Here is a 15,176-nt window from a genome sequence, read left to right on the forward strand (position 1 = left end):
GTTCAACCGCGGATGGTTTTCACTGCCTTCACAATGTCGTCCACCTTGGGAAGGAAAGCTTGTTCCAGGGGTGGAGAGAACGGCACCGGTGTAAACGGCGCCGCCACCCTCACGATGGGTCCATCCAGGTAGTCAAATGCCAGTTCAGCCACCTGCGCGGCAATTTCGGCACCGAACCCACCGTGTTTCACCGCCTCATGGACCACCACAAGGGCGTGGGTTTTCTTCACCGATTCCACCACGGTTTCGGTGTCGAAGGGCACAAGGGTTCTAGGATCGATGACCTCAGCCGAGATTCCATCATTAGCCAAAACATCCGCGGCTTCCAGGGCCGTGTGCACCATCTTGGCCGTGGCTACGATGGTCACGTCCTCCCCGGTTCTTCGCACTTCCGCCTTCCCAAAGGGAACGGTGTACAACTCATCCGGAACTTCAGCTTCCAGGCCGTAAAGAAGTTTATGTTCCAGAAAGACCACCGGGTTGTCGTCTCGAATGGCTGTGACGAGCAGGCCCTTGGCGTCGTAAGGCGTCGCCGGCATAGCGACTTTCAGCCCGGGCACATGAGCGAACCAGGCTTCCAGGCTTTGGGAATGTTGGGCCGCCGCGCCGATGCCCGCCCCTTGCGGGCTTCGAAGCACCATAGGGATTTTGGCTTTTCCGCCGAACATGTAGCGCATTTTGGCGGCTTGGTTAAACAACTGGTCCAAAGCCACACCAATGAAGTCCACAAACATGATCTCGCACACAGGCCGTAGCCCGGCCGCGGCAGCACCTGTGGCGGCCCCGATGATGGCGCTTTCGGTGATGGGGGTGTCTTTGACCCGCTTGTCCCCGAACTGTTCGTACAAGCCCTTGGTCACGCCGAAGCAGCCTCCGAAGGGACCCACATCTTCCCCCATGATGAACACATCGGGATCGCGCTCCATCTCCTGACGAAGGGCTTCGTTGATGGCCTGAAGATAGGTCTTGGTCGGCATGGCTTTCTCCTTGAAACCTTGGAGTTGATGGCGATGCAACGGTGTCCCTGTCAGCTACGCGTAGACGTCTTCCAGAACTTCTTCCGGCGCCGGCAGAGGACTTTCTTCGGCGAATCGAATGGCTTCCTGCAGTTCTCGGGCAATCCCTTCCCGAATCTCACGCTCTTTGGCTTCCGTAAGGATTCCTTGATCCAGAAGCTTTTCTCTAAAGCGGGCGATGGGATCTTTTTCCTTCCAAGCGCGGACCTCCTCTTCGTCCCGGTACGTGCAAGCATCCCCTTCGAAATGGCCGCACCAGCGATAAGTCTTGCACTCGATAAGGGACGGCCCGTTCCCGGTGCGAGCCCGTGCTACGGCTTCCGCCACCGCTTCGTAAACCGCCACCACGTCGTTGCCGTCCACAACCACGCCGGGCATGTCGTAGGCGGCGGCACGATCGGCGATGTCGGCGACGGCCATGGACTTGCAGGTGGGGCACGAGATACCGTAGCCGTTGTTTTCATTGACGAAGACGACGGGAAGCTTCCAAGCGCTGGCCAAGTTCATGGCTTCTTGCGTCGTGCCCTGGTTGGCGGCGCCGTCCCCGAAAAAGCAAACCGCTACTTGATCTGTCCCGCGATACTGCGCGGCCAGGGCGGCGCCGTTGGCAATGGGACCTCCTCCACCCACGATCCCGTTGGCACCAAGAATGCCGAGATCCACATCGGCGATGTGCATGGATCCCCCTTTGCCTTTGCAGTAGCCGGTTCTCTTGCCGAAGAGTTCCGCCATCATTCCTTTCAGGTCCCCGCCTTTGGCGATCAGATGGCCGTGCCCTCGGTGGGTGCTGGTGATGTAATCGGAGGGGTTCAGAACGGCGCATGTTCCGGTGGCCACGGCTTCTTCCCCAATGTACAGATGCACGAACCCGGGAATCTTGCCTGCGGCGAAAAACTCCTGAACCTTGCTTTCAAATTCTCGAATGCGGAGCATGGTGGTGTACATCTGCAAAAGTTTTTCTTCGCTCAAACTCATGGGGCACCTCCCAAGCGGGTTGCCTTTGGCACCCGTTCTCCTAGGAATCCACGGACACGGTGATCGCTACGTTGGCCACGGCAATCCGGTCGCAGTCTTTAGCGAAACGGTCCACGCAAATCCCAGGCGCCGTCATGCCCCCGGGGATGACCTTGACCGTTGCTCGGCCGATAGGAACTTCGGCCGCAACGACGTCCCGGTCGACCCGACCCGGATCGGGACAGGCCACGAGGATCTCCACCTGCACCTCTTCCAAACTCTCAAGACCGAGAATCTCGATCAACCCACACAGACAGCTGCGCCCGATGGCGTTCCGCACAGCCCGGCAGGCGGCTTTTGTCATGTTTTCACCGTGCAAATCCACGCCCATACCCAGTTCGACGACAAACCTTTTGAGACCCATAGCCTGGTTCCTCCTTTAAGCAATCAAGGTGGCGGGCTCTTCTAGGTAATCCGCCAAGGTTCTCAAGAAGGTCATGGCCGGGACCCCGTCGGTGACACGATGATCGAAAGTGAGGCTGAGGGTCATGAGGCTTCGAATCTGGATTTGGTCCTGAAACACGGCGGGTTTGAGCATCACTCGTCCCACACCCAGGATGCCTGTTTCCGGCGGGTTTAGAATGGGTGTAAAACCATCCACCCCTTGTCGACTGACGTTGGTAACGGTAAAGGTCCCGCCTTGGATTTCATCCACGGTGAGGCGGTTTTCCCGGGCTTTGGTCACCAGTTCTCTTATGTCCCGAGACAATTCCAGCAGGCCTTTTTGATGGGCGTTTTTCACGTTGGGAACAATGAGCCCCTCGGGCAGTGCCACGGCAATGCCCAGATGAACCCCTTCGTGGATGCGGATGCCCTCTTCCGTCAGCCAGGAATTCATCACGGGAACACGTTGAAGAGCCCGACACACGGCGTAGCAGATAAGTTCATTGATACTGATCTTTGGATCGTTGGGTGAAGAAAATCTTGCACGAAGATGGTCCCTGAGCCTCAGAAGTTCGGTCACGTCCACTTCCACAAACACCGTCAGTTGCGCCGACTGATGCAAGCTGGCCATCATGTTGTCGGCGATGATCTTGCGTATGCCGGTGAGCGGCAGTACGGTTCCGGGAGACAGCCTGGTTTTTTCGGCGCCGTGAGGTTCTTGCCCCGTTAAAGCCTTTTTCTTTGCTTCAACGGCACGCAAAACATCCACTTTAGTGATCCGGCCTCCTTCGCCCGTTCCTTGAACCGTGGCCAGGTCGATCCCTTCCTTTTCTGCCAAGACCTTGGCCTGGGGGCTGATGGCCGGCGCCGTTTGCAACTGTTCCTTGTGCCGGCGGACGTCTTGCTCCGTTACCCTTCCTTCGGGGCCGGAACCCGCAATCGCCGCCAACTCCAGTCCCCACTGATTGGCCAAGCGGCGTGCCGCCGGTGTCGCCCGCACAAATGAAGGCTTGGAAACCGTTTCCGTTTCAGGTTTCGGCGCAAGGGCTTCAGAGACAGCCGATGGCCCTGTGATGCCTTCGATCTTCTCACCGGGTTCGGCAATGACCGCAACCAGAGTATTTACGGGAACCGTTTCCCCGGCAGGAACCAGAATCTGGAAAAGAATGCCGGTGGCGGGCGATTCCACCTTGTTCGTAATCTTGCTTGTCTCCACTTCGAAAAGGGGCTCACCCTCAACCACCTGGTCGCCTTCCTTCTTAAACCACCGGGTGATTTTGCCTTCGGTCATGGTGAGGCCCCATTTGGGCATGAAAACCTGAACAGCCACGACTTTCCTCCTTCCATGGGCAGCACATTGGGCCGGGCATTTTCACGTGATCTTCAGGGCAAAAGAGGTGCCAGGAAAGAAGCATGGAGAAACAATGGCTTGCAGGTGGCCCATTTCGAGAACTGTTCCGTTTTCGAACAGACGTCCTGACCTCGTAGGGTTCACCGGAAAAAGATGTTGGAAAGCAAATCGGGTTCGTTTAATGAATAAGGGTAGTGGAAACAGAAGGCGCTCCGCAAGGGGCATCTTCCGGCCTAAACGATAGGTTTCTCCCTTCTCACAGGAGGTGAGAACCATGTACGAATTGGTCTGGCAGGGATCGAGATTTCAACTTGTACCGTCTTCGTGGGCGAAGAAGACGTCCGGTGCTTCTCAAAAACCATCTTTGATTTTATCGGCGCCCGACCTGGACATGAAAACCTGGAGGGATTACGTGCTGAAAGGCGTATCCCGGGAGTGTGTTCGTGAGATCATCCTTCAGTCCTGGTCGCGTTGCAGGCAAAGCGGGGTGGATCCCGCCCAAGCAAAATGTCGTGATATTCGTTCCGAGGGCGAATTAGGGGATGAGTTCCAATTTCTCAAGGACCTCACTTTGGATGTCCAAGCCGAAATTTACGGCCTCATCCGTGATCGGGGACTTCTTGTCACGGTCAGTGAAAGACGCGGCTATTTGTTGGGAATGTTCGGGGATGTGAAGGCACTGAGCGCGGCGGATCGGTTGAATTTCGGTCCCGGAGCCAATTGGTCTGAAAGCAGCGTCGGGACCAACGCCATCGGCACCGCTTTACAATGCGGTCATCCTCTTCGAGTCCAGGGAAAAGAACATTTTTGCGAAAGTCATCACAGTTGGATTTGCTCCGCCGTGCCCATCTTTGGATGGGACGGCAAGCCTTTGGCGGTGTTGGACATTTCCGGTCCCATCGACGCGGATCACGGGCAGGCATTGGAGTTTGCCCTGCACGGAGCGCGTCTCATTGAGAGCCGTCTCTATCGGATCGAGGCGGCCCAACACATGTTCCGAGCTTGTGATTTGGTGCAAAAGCTGTCCGGCGGCGTTACCGTCGGGCTGCTGTTTGTGGATCCCGAGGGAAAAATCCTGGAAGGAAATGAAGCGGCCGCGCATCTTCTCAGGACACCTCGAAACCAACTGTGCGGTGCCAAGGCAGGCAGCTGGTTCGACCTTCCACATCCATGGAAGGACTCCTTTAAGAGCGGTTTCGGTTCCAAAGAGAGCGTGATCCCTGTTCGATGTCGCGGCAATGCTTCCGTAACGGCTTTCGCTCATCCCGTTTGCAGCCGAAATGGAACCAGCATGGGCGCGTGCTTGATCCTTCAACAATCAAGACCCTTACGAAAGGCCAAAACGTTGCCGGACGGGGAAGAAGATCCCTTCGGGACGTTGCTCGGCCGAAGTGCAGCCATTCGCAAAGCCGTGGACGTGGCCAGACGTGTGGCTCGAACCGATACCACCGTGCTTGTTGTCGGTGAGAGCGGCACGGGAAAAGAGGTTTTGGCTCGAGCCATTCACAGGGCGAGCCGAAGGCGTCGAGGTCCTTTTGTGGCGGTGAACTGCGGGGCCATTCCGCCGGGGCTCGTCCAGAGTGTGCTCTTTGGGTATGAGGAAGGGGCGTTTACCGGGGCACGGCGTGGAGGCTCTCCCGGGAAATTCGAATTAGCCTCCGGAGGAACCATCTTTTTGGATGAAATCGCGGAAATGCCCTTGGACATGCAGGTCAATCTTCTGCGGGTTCTAGAGGAAGGGCAGGTAACTCGTGTAGGGGGCACGAAACCTACCGCCGTGGATGTTCGAATTATTGCCGCAACCCACAGGAACCTGTCCCAAAGGGTTGCAGCCGGTCAGTTTCGAGAAGACCTCTATTATCGGCTCAATGTGGTCCGCATCTCTTTGCCTCCATTGCGGGAACGCGGTGAAGATCTGGAACTTTTGATTCAACATTTCATTGCTCAACATGGGAAAAAATTGGATCGAAAGGTTCGGGCTGTTCTACCCGATTTCTACGCAGCTTTGCATCATTATCATTGGCCCGGCAATGTGAGGGAGCTCTGTTATGCCATAGAGGCAGCCATTGCCGTTATGCCGGCAGATGTACTTTCTGCGGAATGTCTTCCGGAAGATCTCATACAGACCACGACTATGCCGACATCTTCACCGGAGATTTCGCATTTTAACTTGAAGCGCCTCGAAGCGGAATGCATCCGAAAAGCTTACTTCCATTTCAAGGGAAACATCTCTGAAGCCGCACGGGCCTTAGGAATCGGGCGAAACACACTTTACAGCAAACTGAAAAAACACAAAATCCTCTGACCGGGAAGTCGCACCTCAGGAAAAAGCATTTTTCAGTGTTCAAGAATCGCACAATTTCGGTTCTGGTCGGCAGCCCATGGCTCATGTCCGTGACGTTGCGGCACTCTTGGCGAATCTGCGAGCACACCCGTTGGATCTCGCCTAAGCCAACGCCGCGGCTAACCCGCGCCAGCGGAGCACCCAGGACTATCAAAAGGCACCACCTTGTGTGATGCAGCCGCGTGGTGCGGCGTCGGGTTGAGCCGCATGTTATGGGCTATTTCTCCTGCGCCAATAGTCCGGCTTTCCGTTACCCCATGTTTGTCATTTTTCGGCTTAACTTATTGTTATTACCTGCTTTATGTTTTTTCTTTTCCACTACGGATTTTTCAGTCAACGCGCTTGCCGCTCTTGAGCGGGCGCGTTGGCAGCCCAAGAGCGTTGTGAATCTTGGCATGGATGGGTTCTGGCTCTGACGTATGCCGGACGTGATCCATCTGTCCTTTGTCGGCGTGACCACTGATTGCCGTGTGTTGAAATGTCACCTCCTATTCTTACCAAGATCTTTCATGCCTCATTTCGATTGTATCTTGAATTTCTCAAAGCCATGGACCTGCGGGTATCTGATCAAGTTTGGCATGACGCCGCTCGTTTTGAGATCTATGAATGTGGATGCCCCAGAGCGGCCAAAGGATGCATAACGCATAGCCTGTTTAAAGAGGATAGTCACCCATGGGGAAGGCACCTGCGGCAACCGGCAAGGAAGCTAGAGCCAAGGCCGGAGGCATTTTTTTCGGCCGTGAAAGCAAGAGTCGCAATAGGGGAACGCGGATAAAAGGTCCCCCGGATCAACCTAGGGTTGAGGGTGGTCGTCTCGTCGGCTCTTTTGCCCTTTGTGGTTCGGGGTATGGAACCGAAGCGTCGTCCCTTGAAGAGTTGGTGGGCGAGAGCTTCCATAACGCCGAGGAGGTTCTTCATGCGAATCAGGCCGAAGGCGCCGTCAAAGGGACACATCTACTCAATCGCAATGAACCTTATGCGTAAAGCAAAGTGAGCTGGGACTACGGGATGTCCAGCTCCATAGGGAAAACGGCTGAGAGGCGGCTTTACGGGTTGCCTGTTCATCTTCAACCCTATGATTTCTTACCGGCAAAGTCGGTTTCTTTTTCCGGATGTTCTTCTTCAGCTCCTGCGCTCATAGCGGGATCCAACAGGTAGCGCAGCCAAGGGTGTTGAGCCGAAAGCTGGAGCAGTTCCTGTTTGTATGGTCCGAAGCCGGCTTCCAGGTTCAAGCCGATCTCCTGTAGGGAGCGGCTTTGAGCTGCCCATGTTTTCCAATCCGGATGGTCCGGCCGCACGTAACGCTCTTTGAAGAAAAGAAGCTCCTGCCTCACCTGTGACCGATGATCGAAAACATCCACCTCGCAGGTTCTCAGGTTGACCTTGACACAGGTTTAATGTTCAGAATCGTAATGACATGCCCCAAAACCATGTTCCAAAAATCTAGACTAATGAATGGATAGGATATAACCTTGCTTGGCCAATTCGTGCAGGCGTTTGAGGCCGGGAGCATGTTGAAAGCCATTTGTGCTCGCAGCCATTTCTAGGACCTTCTCATAATGTGCGATCAGCGGCCGAAAGAATGACGGACGACTATTACGCGACCCATTTCGAAGAGTACCATCGCAAGACGTTTTTCATAGATCCAACCTCTTTCCTGCAACCCTTGACCCGGTTCCTACCTCCTCCGGCTCATGTACTGGACATTGGATGTGGATCTGGAAGGGACCTTTCTTGGTTTCAACGGCAAGGATACAAAGTCACCGGATTGGAACGCTCCCCAGGCCTTGCCTGCCTGGCCCGGGATGCCACCGGGGCCCAAATCCTTGAGGCAGACTTTGAAATTTTTGACTTCAACACACTACAAGTCGATGCCCTTGTGCTGGTTGGAGCGCTGGTGCATCTGCCGCCGAAGCGAGTCCATTTAACATTACAACGAATGCTGAAGGCTCTTCGAGATGGAGGCTACATTCTTGTCAGCATGAAAGAAGGCTGTGGCCTATGGACGGCACCGGACGGGCGTACTTTTTATCTGTGGCAAGACAAGGAGCTTCGAAGGCTTTTTGATGAACTAAATCTGACCGTCCTGTATCAAGCAAGATCTGTTTCGTCGATAGGTAGCCAGGAAATCTGGTTGAGCTACGTGCTTCAATTGGGGAAAGACAAATCTTAATGAGCTCAAGCAGAAAGCACGAAAACGGTTTTTTCTTCAAACTCGTTCGCGACCGCATTCCGGAACGGATCGCAACAACTGGTAAACCATTCGCGATCCATGAAGCGCACGCAACGGAACTGAGGCGGGCGCTAGGATTGAAGCTTTTGGAAGAAGCTCATGAGCTCTTTCGAGCTTGGCATAGCGATACTCCTGAGAATATCCTCGATGAAGCGGCCGATCTCTTAGAAATCACTTTAAGACTTCTCCAACAACAAGGTTTCACTCTCGATGAGCTGCTACGCGCCCGCAGTGACAAAAGGCTTAAACATGGCGGCTTTGACCGAAATATTGTTTTAGAATACACGGGATCACCGGCACCCTTTCCGATCCCGCCAGAATTTCCTCGGCTCTTCTTCATTCCTCTGGACCACACGACCCTGATCGAACTGGTCAAAGCGCTCCTCCTTCAGAGCAGCACGGTTTCCATCGCGTCCGCCTTTTATACACCCGCCGTGACGAACCTCTTGCTCAAAGACCTGGTGCAGTTCACACAACGGGGCGGATCCTTACGCATTTTGCTTTCTACGATGGGTAATCTTAACCGGCCCGAGCATCTAGAGCAGATCCTTTACCACGTGCCAGGGGCGAACGTTCGTGTTTTTCATCCTCCTGACGTGCCCCTTGAAGAGAATCCTCCAAATTTTCATGCAAAGGCGTATTTGTTTGAACGAGATGAAAAAAATGGGAGCCTCATCCTGGGCTCCTCAAACTTTACGCAGGGTGGTTTTTTTTCGAACATAGAATGGAACTATTTCAGTTCAATGGAAATAAACCTTCCTTTTGACGGTTGTTTCAGTCCTTTTGCCTACGCCAAGCGAGAATTCGACCGAATGTGGAACGAATTCTCCGTGGAGTTGAACGATGAATTTCTACAGGTGTATCGAAAAAGGTATCAACCGTCGATTTTCATAGATATGTTCAGTGCAAAACAAGCCTCTTTTGCATCCAGAAAGCAAGTACATCCCAATGCTGCCCAACAAGAGGCCCTGGAGCGCCTCGCCTCTCTCAGGGCGGAAGGTGTTCAACAAGCGGCGGTGGTAGCGGCCACGGGGCTCGGGAAGACATACTTGGCCGCTTTTGATTTTCGTCAAAGCGGGTTTCAAAGACTTCTTTTCATTGCCCATCGAGAAAACATTCTGAGCCAGGCTCGTCGCTCCTTTTCAGATGTGCTGGACCAAAAAGATTTGGGAACCATCCTTGGCGGTGGCAATTCGGTGGATCATCTTCCCGACATTGCTTTTGCGATGATTCAGACACTTTCGAGACCGGAACATCTGTCCCGGTTTCCACGTGATCACTTCGATTACATCGTCGTCGATGAATTTCATCATGCGGCTGCCGCAAGCTATGCACGTGTGCTTGAGTACTTTCAGCCTCGCTTTCTTCTCGGCCTGACAGCAACTCCAGAACGCACGGACGGCCAAGATGTCCTGCGGCTCTGCAACTACAACATAGCCTACGAAGTCCGCCTCATAGAAGCCGTCGATCGAGGTTGGCTGACTCCTTTTCAATACTATGCGATCTATGACCCAACGGACTATGAACAAATCCCCTGGCGAGGAACTTTCTACGATGAAAGGAAACTAGAGGAAGCCTTAAGCACGGATACACGCACTCAAATCGTGGCTCATAATCTTCGAAAGTTCCTTCCATCCAGCGGCAAGGTCAAAGCATTGGCCTTTTGCAGCAGCATTGCCCATGCCAAGTATACAGCCCGGACACTGTCAGCAAAGCATGACATAGAGGCTGCTTACTTGGTGGGCGAACATTCCCCACAAGAAAGGCAGTTGCTCATTGATCGACTGCAAAACGAAAATGATCCGCTTAACGTTATCTGCTGCGTGGACGTGTTCAACGAAGGAATAGACATTCCCAACCTTTCTCACATTGTCCTTTTAAGACCTACTCAGTCGTTCACTGTCTTTTTGCAGCAGATTGGCCGAGGTTTGCGGCGTGCGCCGGGTAAAGATTTCACGGTGATCATCGATTTTGTTGGTAATTTTCGAAAAGCCCATATAGCTCCGCTTGCCCTTATAGGCTACACATCTTTGGCCGAGGCCATTGGTGAACTGCCTAAATTTAAGGAAGCGTCTTTGCAGTCTTTGCTTCCGGCGTGCTGTTTTGTCGACGCGGATCTGGAAGCTCAACGAATTTGGGACCAGGAGATCCGTCAAATTCTGGAAGGGGTGTCACGCAGGGACCGCCTAAAGGCGTGGTACCTGGAAATTCGTGAAAACCTCGGGGAAAAGTCCCCACAGCTCATGGATCTGCTCGGGATCTCATCGCGACTGGATCCAAAAGCTTTTGTGCTGGAATTTGGTAGTTGGTTGCGGGCCAAACTTTTTTGCGAAGGGACACTGCCCCATAATGAGAGGGTCCTGCTGGATACTCCGGGTGAAGCCTTCCTTAGGCACCTTGAAACCGAACTTAGCCCTACTCGTTCTTACAAAATGGTTGTGCTCAAAGTGTTGCTTCAATTGCCGGGTACCCGCTGGTCTGTGGATGAGATCGCAGAGGGTTTTCTTAAATTCTACCTTCAAAACCGAGAGATGATCTTCGATTATGATGCCCTGGCTAATGCTTTGAAGCCCGACGAATTTCCGCTTCGCAAAGTACGTTCCCACATCCTTAACATGCCGCTCAAATACTTGAGCAATACGGATAAGGACTGGTTTATCTTAGAAAGAGACGAAACTTTTCGGGTGAAAGACGAGGTTGCCCCCTATTGGGAAGATCCTTTCTATAGGGAACTCGTGGAGGACCGAACAACCTTTGAGCTAACACGCTATTTCCAAAGGCGACGTTTACGGCAAACAATCCCTTATGACACTTCCCTCCTGCAATGGGGATTTGCGTTAGAACCCCGCTTTGCAGAGCATATCTTCTACAGAAGACAAAACGGTGTCGATCTGCGGAGCCCTCTGGAGCCATGTGAGGCGCGCACAATCAGACTGATTTACGAAGGGCAGAGTTACGATGTGACAGTGCTAAGGCCCGATGAATCGCGACATTACAGGTTGGTTTACACAGAAGCTGAGGGACTTCTACAAGCGATGCAAAAACGTTTCGCCGCCGCTCCTCGAATCGGCCAAAGGGTCTTCGTGCTGACACGAAAAGGCGGCGTAAATTCCACAACCTTTGAATTGCTGCCATACACATACTGAAGAAAGTTGTCATGAATTTCTTTTCTACAGAGATCCAGATAGCTTCCCTTCAACGCTTCGAAAAAGCGTTTTGAAGCCACGAATAAGGGCTTTTCGGGATTGCAAGGGATGATCGGGCAAGGCGTCGCGCTCATAGTCGCGCTTGTCGGGATGGTCAGGAATTTCGGACAAGCGGCACCCGGACCGCGAAAACCGCGTAGGCCCTTTCGTTTAGGAAAAACCGGCCGAGTTTATGCTGAAATTATCTTTTGGAGGTCGATCTGATAACGCTTCATGCGGTTCCAGACGGTTACGCGGCTCACACCGAGGATGCGAGCCGCTTCGCTCTGGTTGCCTCCGGCCTTGCGCAGCGCCTCGATGAGCTCTTGACGTCGTCGGTCTCGGCGCGGTTCGCGAACGCTCACGGCCACTGTCGGCGCCGTCGGAACATCCCTTGAAGACGCGGAAGGACATGCGGACTCCTGAGAGTGAACCACATGGGGAGGCAAATGTTCGGGGCGAATAAGACCGTCTTCGGCTACCACACAGGCGTATTCCAGAGTGCTCTTCAATTCCCGAACGTTTCCCGGCCAGCGGTAAGCCATAAGCACAGCCATGGCCTGAGGGTGCACGCCGTAAACGCGCTTCGCCTTACGCCGCTGTTGCTCGAGAAAAACATCCACCAAAAGCGGCAGGTCTTCCATCCTCTCGCGTAAAGGAGGCAGAAAGATGGGAATGACATTGATGCGGAAAAAGAAATCCTCACGAAAAGCGCCCTCGCGAACCAGCTTCGGAAGATCACGATTGGTGGCCGTGATAATGCGCACATCCACCCGAATGGGACGATGATCCCCTACCCTTTCCACCGTCTTGTTTTCCAGCACACGCAAGAGTTTCACCTGAATGGAAAGAGGTACATCTCCGATTTCATCCAGAAAAATGTCTCCCCCATTGGCCGCCTCAAAGCGTCCCTCTCGATGGCTGGTGGCTCCCGTAAAAGCCCCTTTCACATGGCCGAAGAGTTCGCTTTCCAAAAGGGATTCGTTGAGGGCGGCGCAGTTGACCTGTATGTACGGGCCGTCCCGGTGAGGGCCCAAATCGTGAATGGCTCGAGCGATGAGCTCTTTTCCCGTCCCGCTTTCCCCATAGATGATCACGGGGGCGTCACTTTGCGCCGCTTTTTCCGTGATATCAAAGACTTTTTGCATCGCCGGCGAGGTTCCGACGATGCCTCGAAAACCTTTTTCTCTGTCCAAAAGACGGCTCAGGCGGACAATCTGTTCTTCTTTGCGGTCCAATTCGGAAATGTCGGTAAGGGTTTCCACGGCGGCGATGGTTTCGCCCTTTTCGTCTTTTAACACGGAGGCGTTCTTCAACACATGCACGTAGCCGCCGTCCTTTCGAACCACCATGCAACGTCGATGGTGCATGGCCCCTAGGGTAAAGAGATTGCACCACAAGGCGCCGCCCTCACGGCGTTCGGCTTCGCAACTGTCGCATTGAAAAAGGGCGCATGATTTGCCGAGAAGTTCTTCCCGTCGATAGCCGGTGATGCGGCACAACGCATCATTGGCCATGAGAATGGATCCATCCGGCCCAACGACCATCAGGCCGTCGTTCATGGTGTTTACAATATCTTCCAAATAGTATCGAATATCCGTCATACTGCGGCCTTCCTTCAACCCGATTTTCGGACAGATCGGCCCGCGATTTCTCAAGTCGCAGTATACCATTTTCGTCGACGGAACCAAGAGGCAGGAGGCGGAATGAACTGAAACCTCGGAACACCGGGGATGTCCCGAGGTCTTTTGGCTGAGGCTTGCTTAGGACACCAAGGTGGCTTTGGCTTCCAGAATATGTTGGGTCAAGGCACCGGCGGCGGTCACCTGAGCCCCGGGAATCAGTTCACTTTCATCAATGCGCCTTTCTTTGATGCACGGACCGCAAACGAGAATTTTCCCGCCGGCATCCACGTAGTTTTGCACCAGATCCTTGAGGGGTGGAAGGCCGGCCGCAAAGACGTGCTGCAATCATCCATGGGTTGCGAGAAAAACCGCCGGTCCTTGCAACACGACCACGGCCTCCACATCCATGGCTTGTGCGGCGTTGGCCAACACAAAGGGGAAGCTTACCCGTTCCGGATCATCCCCCGCGTGGGTGACGATGTAGACGATCTTTCGCCATGGTTCAACTCCTTCGTCTGGGCGCACAAACCGCAATGAAGACAGCGCCACAGCTCCGTACTCGATGCCAGAAGGCGGTCCGCGGCCCCGATCTGGGCGTAACGAATCACTCGCCGAGGAAAATGCTCGTCCAGGAGAGGACAGATGGCGGCGCATGTGCCGCAATGGAAACACTCCAAAGTCTTGGGAGCCCCAAAACGCTCCAACACTTCGGAAAAAGAGAGGTCCACGAGAGCCATTGTCGGCCTCCGTCATTTTCCCTTCACAAGGGGCTGCACAGGTTAGGATGCCTCGTGTTCACCACTTCCAGAAAGGCCTTTGTTCGCAAGGACATACGTGTCGTAGAAGCCTCGCTTTTCACCTTCCCCGACCATGCCGTACTTTTTGAGCGATGCGATCCACCAGAAGGCTTCCTGAGGGGAAAGGCCGACGGCCTCGGCCAGCTCAGGCACCGTTTTGGGACCTTCGCCAAGAGTCTTCAACATGGAGGCGATGATTTTCTTCTGCACCTTCACCTCCACGGCCACTTTCTGGACGGTGTTCCGACGGAGTTGGAGCAAGTGTTTGAGAATTTCCTTTTGTTGGTTTTTGGTCGGGCAACGTTCCGTCACGGCATCCATTTTTCTCTCCTGTTTCGGCCAAGCCCGGGCAATGCGCCTCTACCGCTTCGTCGGCGGCAATGGCTTCCACCATGGCTTCGTAATGGGCCGAGGGCGACTTTGGCTTTGACAAAGAGAACACCTATGGAGTCTTAGGTAGAGCTTCCACCTGAAATCTTGACATTAAACTCCCCTGTTTAAAATCACCTGTTTAAAAGTGAACGCCTGTTAATGCCGGCTCTTAACGCGTGTTAATATGGCTACCCCTTGAAAAGGATGCCCAGCGCTTAGACGACGCTTCTAAGCTGGGTCCAGGTGATGGGCGTTGCTCGCGTTTTCTATGGGCAAGAATTTTGCATAAGTATGCAGGGGTAGGCGTTGGACGAAGACCAGCGTGCGTGTCGTGGGGGGACTAAAGGCCATGAGGATGACTAGGACATGCAAGAAAGGAGAGAAGTTATGAAGTTATGTTTTGTCATTTCTATCGGGTTTGAGCGGTCGGGCAGCGCGACGCGGGCCATGCAGTTTGCGAGCCTTGCGGCGGAGGAAGGTCATCAGGTCGAAGTGTTTTTGATCGACGATGCCATTCATTGGGCTCAAATCGGGATGGCAGAAGGCATTCGGTCTTCCACCGGGGAACACATGAAGGATCTGCTGGATAAACTTATCGCGCGCAAAACGCCGATTCATGTTTGCAAGGCCTGTGCGGACAAGCGTCTGATTTCGCCCGACGATCTCGTTGAAGGCGCCGTGATCTCTCCCGCTCCCGTGCTTGTGAAAATGATGGGGGATCCGGAATATAAGGTTTTCACTTTCTAATAAGCTGCACACATTGACGAAGTCAGTCCGTCAACCGGTCCGTGGAGGGCCCTGGTCAGATACCGGTGTCCTCCCGCAGGTTTGTGTTCTCAACAGGGATGTGGAGGA

13 protein-coding genes are annotated in these 15,176 nt (G+C 53.8%); 4 read left to right on the forward strand and 9 right to left on the reverse strand.

What is annotated here, in order from left to right:
- Window positions 1–2: 2 nt before the first annotated feature.
- From WHS46_03070 to WHS46_03085, 4 genes are read right to left on the reverse strand one after another with little or no spacing between them, the layout of a single operon-like run.
- Complete coding sequence (locus WHS46_03070; protein MEJ5347653.1) at window positions 3–977, reverse strand: alpha-ketoacid dehydrogenase subunit beta; 975 nt, start codon at window positions 975–977, stop codon at window positions 3–5.
- 54 nt (window positions 978–1,031) lie between these two features.
- A complete protein-coding gene (locus WHS46_03075) occupies window positions 1,032–1,991 on the reverse strand; it encodes a thiamine pyrophosphate-dependent dehydrogenase E1 component subunit alpha (protein ID MEJ5347654.1) in 960 nt (319 codons plus the stop codon).
- Between the two features lie 40 nt (window positions 1,992–2,031).
- A complete protein-coding gene (locus tag WHS46_03080) occupies window positions 2,032–2,394 on the reverse strand; it encodes a Lin0512 family protein (GenBank protein ID MEJ5347655.1) in 363 nt (120 codons plus the stop codon).
- 15 nt (window positions 2,395–2,409) lie between these two features.
- Window positions 2,410–3,744 carry a dihydrolipoamide acetyltransferase family protein gene (locus WHS46_03085; GenBank protein MEJ5347656.1) on the reverse strand — a complete coding sequence of 445 codons (1,335 nt, stop codon included), beginning with the start codon at window positions 3,742–3,744 and terminating at the stop codon, window positions 2,410–2,412.
- A 295-nt stretch (window positions 3,745–4,039) separates the two neighbouring features.
- Here WHS46_03085 and WHS46_03090 point away from each other — a divergent pair, with 295 nt between their 5' ends.
- Complete coding sequence (locus WHS46_03090) at window positions 4,040–6,070, forward strand: sigma-54-dependent Fis family transcriptional regulator (GenBank protein MEJ5347657.1); 2,031 nt, start codon at window positions 4,040–4,042, stop codon at window positions 6,068–6,070.
- Window positions 6,071–7,182: 1,112 nt separating this feature from the next.
- On the opposite strand, the gene WHS46_03095 is transcribed toward WHS46_03090, so the two are convergent.
- Window positions 7,183–7,470 carry a hypothetical protein gene (locus WHS46_03095; protein ID MEJ5347658.1) on the reverse strand — a complete coding sequence of 96 codons (288 nt, stop codon included), beginning with the start codon at window positions 7,468–7,470 and terminating at the stop codon, window positions 7,183–7,185.
- 221 nt (window positions 7,471–7,691) lie between these two features.
- Here WHS46_03095 and WHS46_03100 point away from each other — a divergent pair, with 221 nt between their 5' ends.
- Entirely contained in the window at window positions 7,692–8,282 is a 591-nt protein-coding gene (locus WHS46_03100; GenBank protein MEJ5347659.1) for a class I SAM-dependent methyltransferase, read from the forward strand.
- Entirely contained in the window at window positions 8,282–11,488 is a 3,207-nt protein-coding gene (locus tag WHS46_03105) for a DEAD/DEAH box helicase family protein (GenBank protein ID MEJ5347660.1), read from the forward strand. Before WHS46_03100 ends, WHS46_03105 begins: the two co-directional genes overlap by 1 nt.
- A 230-nt stretch (window positions 11,489–11,718) precedes the next feature.
- On the opposite strand, the gene WHS46_03110 is transcribed toward WHS46_03105, so the two are convergent.
- The 4 genes from WHS46_03110 to WHS46_03125 form a co-directional block, all read right to left on the reverse strand.
- Window positions 11,719–13,131, reverse strand: a complete 1,413-nt coding sequence (locus WHS46_03110) for a sigma 54-interacting transcriptional regulator (GenBank protein ID MEJ5347661.1) — start codon at window positions 13,129–13,131, stop codon at window positions 11,719–11,721.
- 159 nt (window positions 13,132–13,290) lie between these two features.
- The gene (locus tag WHS46_03115) at window positions 13,291–13,497 is read right to left on the reverse strand and encodes a DsrE family protein (GenBank protein MEJ5347662.1); all 207 of its coding nucleotides are present in this window, start codon (window positions 13,495–13,497) and stop codon (window positions 13,291–13,293) included.
- A gap of 98 nt (window positions 13,498–13,595) precedes the next feature.
- On the reverse strand, window positions 13,596–13,889 hold the full coding sequence (locus WHS46_03120) for a 4Fe-4S dicluster domain-containing protein (GenBank protein ID MEJ5347663.1): 294 nt from the start codon (window positions 13,887–13,889) through the stop codon (window positions 13,596–13,598).
- A gap of 42 nt (window positions 13,890–13,931) precedes the next feature.
- A complete protein-coding gene (locus WHS46_03125) occupies window positions 13,932–14,270 on the reverse strand; it encodes a hypothetical protein (GenBank protein ID MEJ5347664.1) in 339 nt (112 codons plus the stop codon).
- A gap of 438 nt (window positions 14,271–14,708) precedes the next feature.
- Between WHS46_03125 and WHS46_03130 the strand changes: the two genes are divergently transcribed.
- Window positions 14,709–15,068: a DsrE family protein gene (locus WHS46_03130; GenBank protein MEJ5347665.1), complete on the forward strand. Its 360-nt coding sequence runs from the start codon at window positions 14,709–14,711 to the stop codon at window positions 15,066–15,068.
- Window positions 15,069–15,176 lie beyond the last annotated feature (108 nt).

The sequence above is a fragment of the Desulfosoma sp. genome, from assembly GCA_037481875.1.
Classification (GTDB): Bacteria; Desulfobacterota; Syntrophobacteria; order Syntrophobacterales; family DSM-9756; genus Desulfosoma.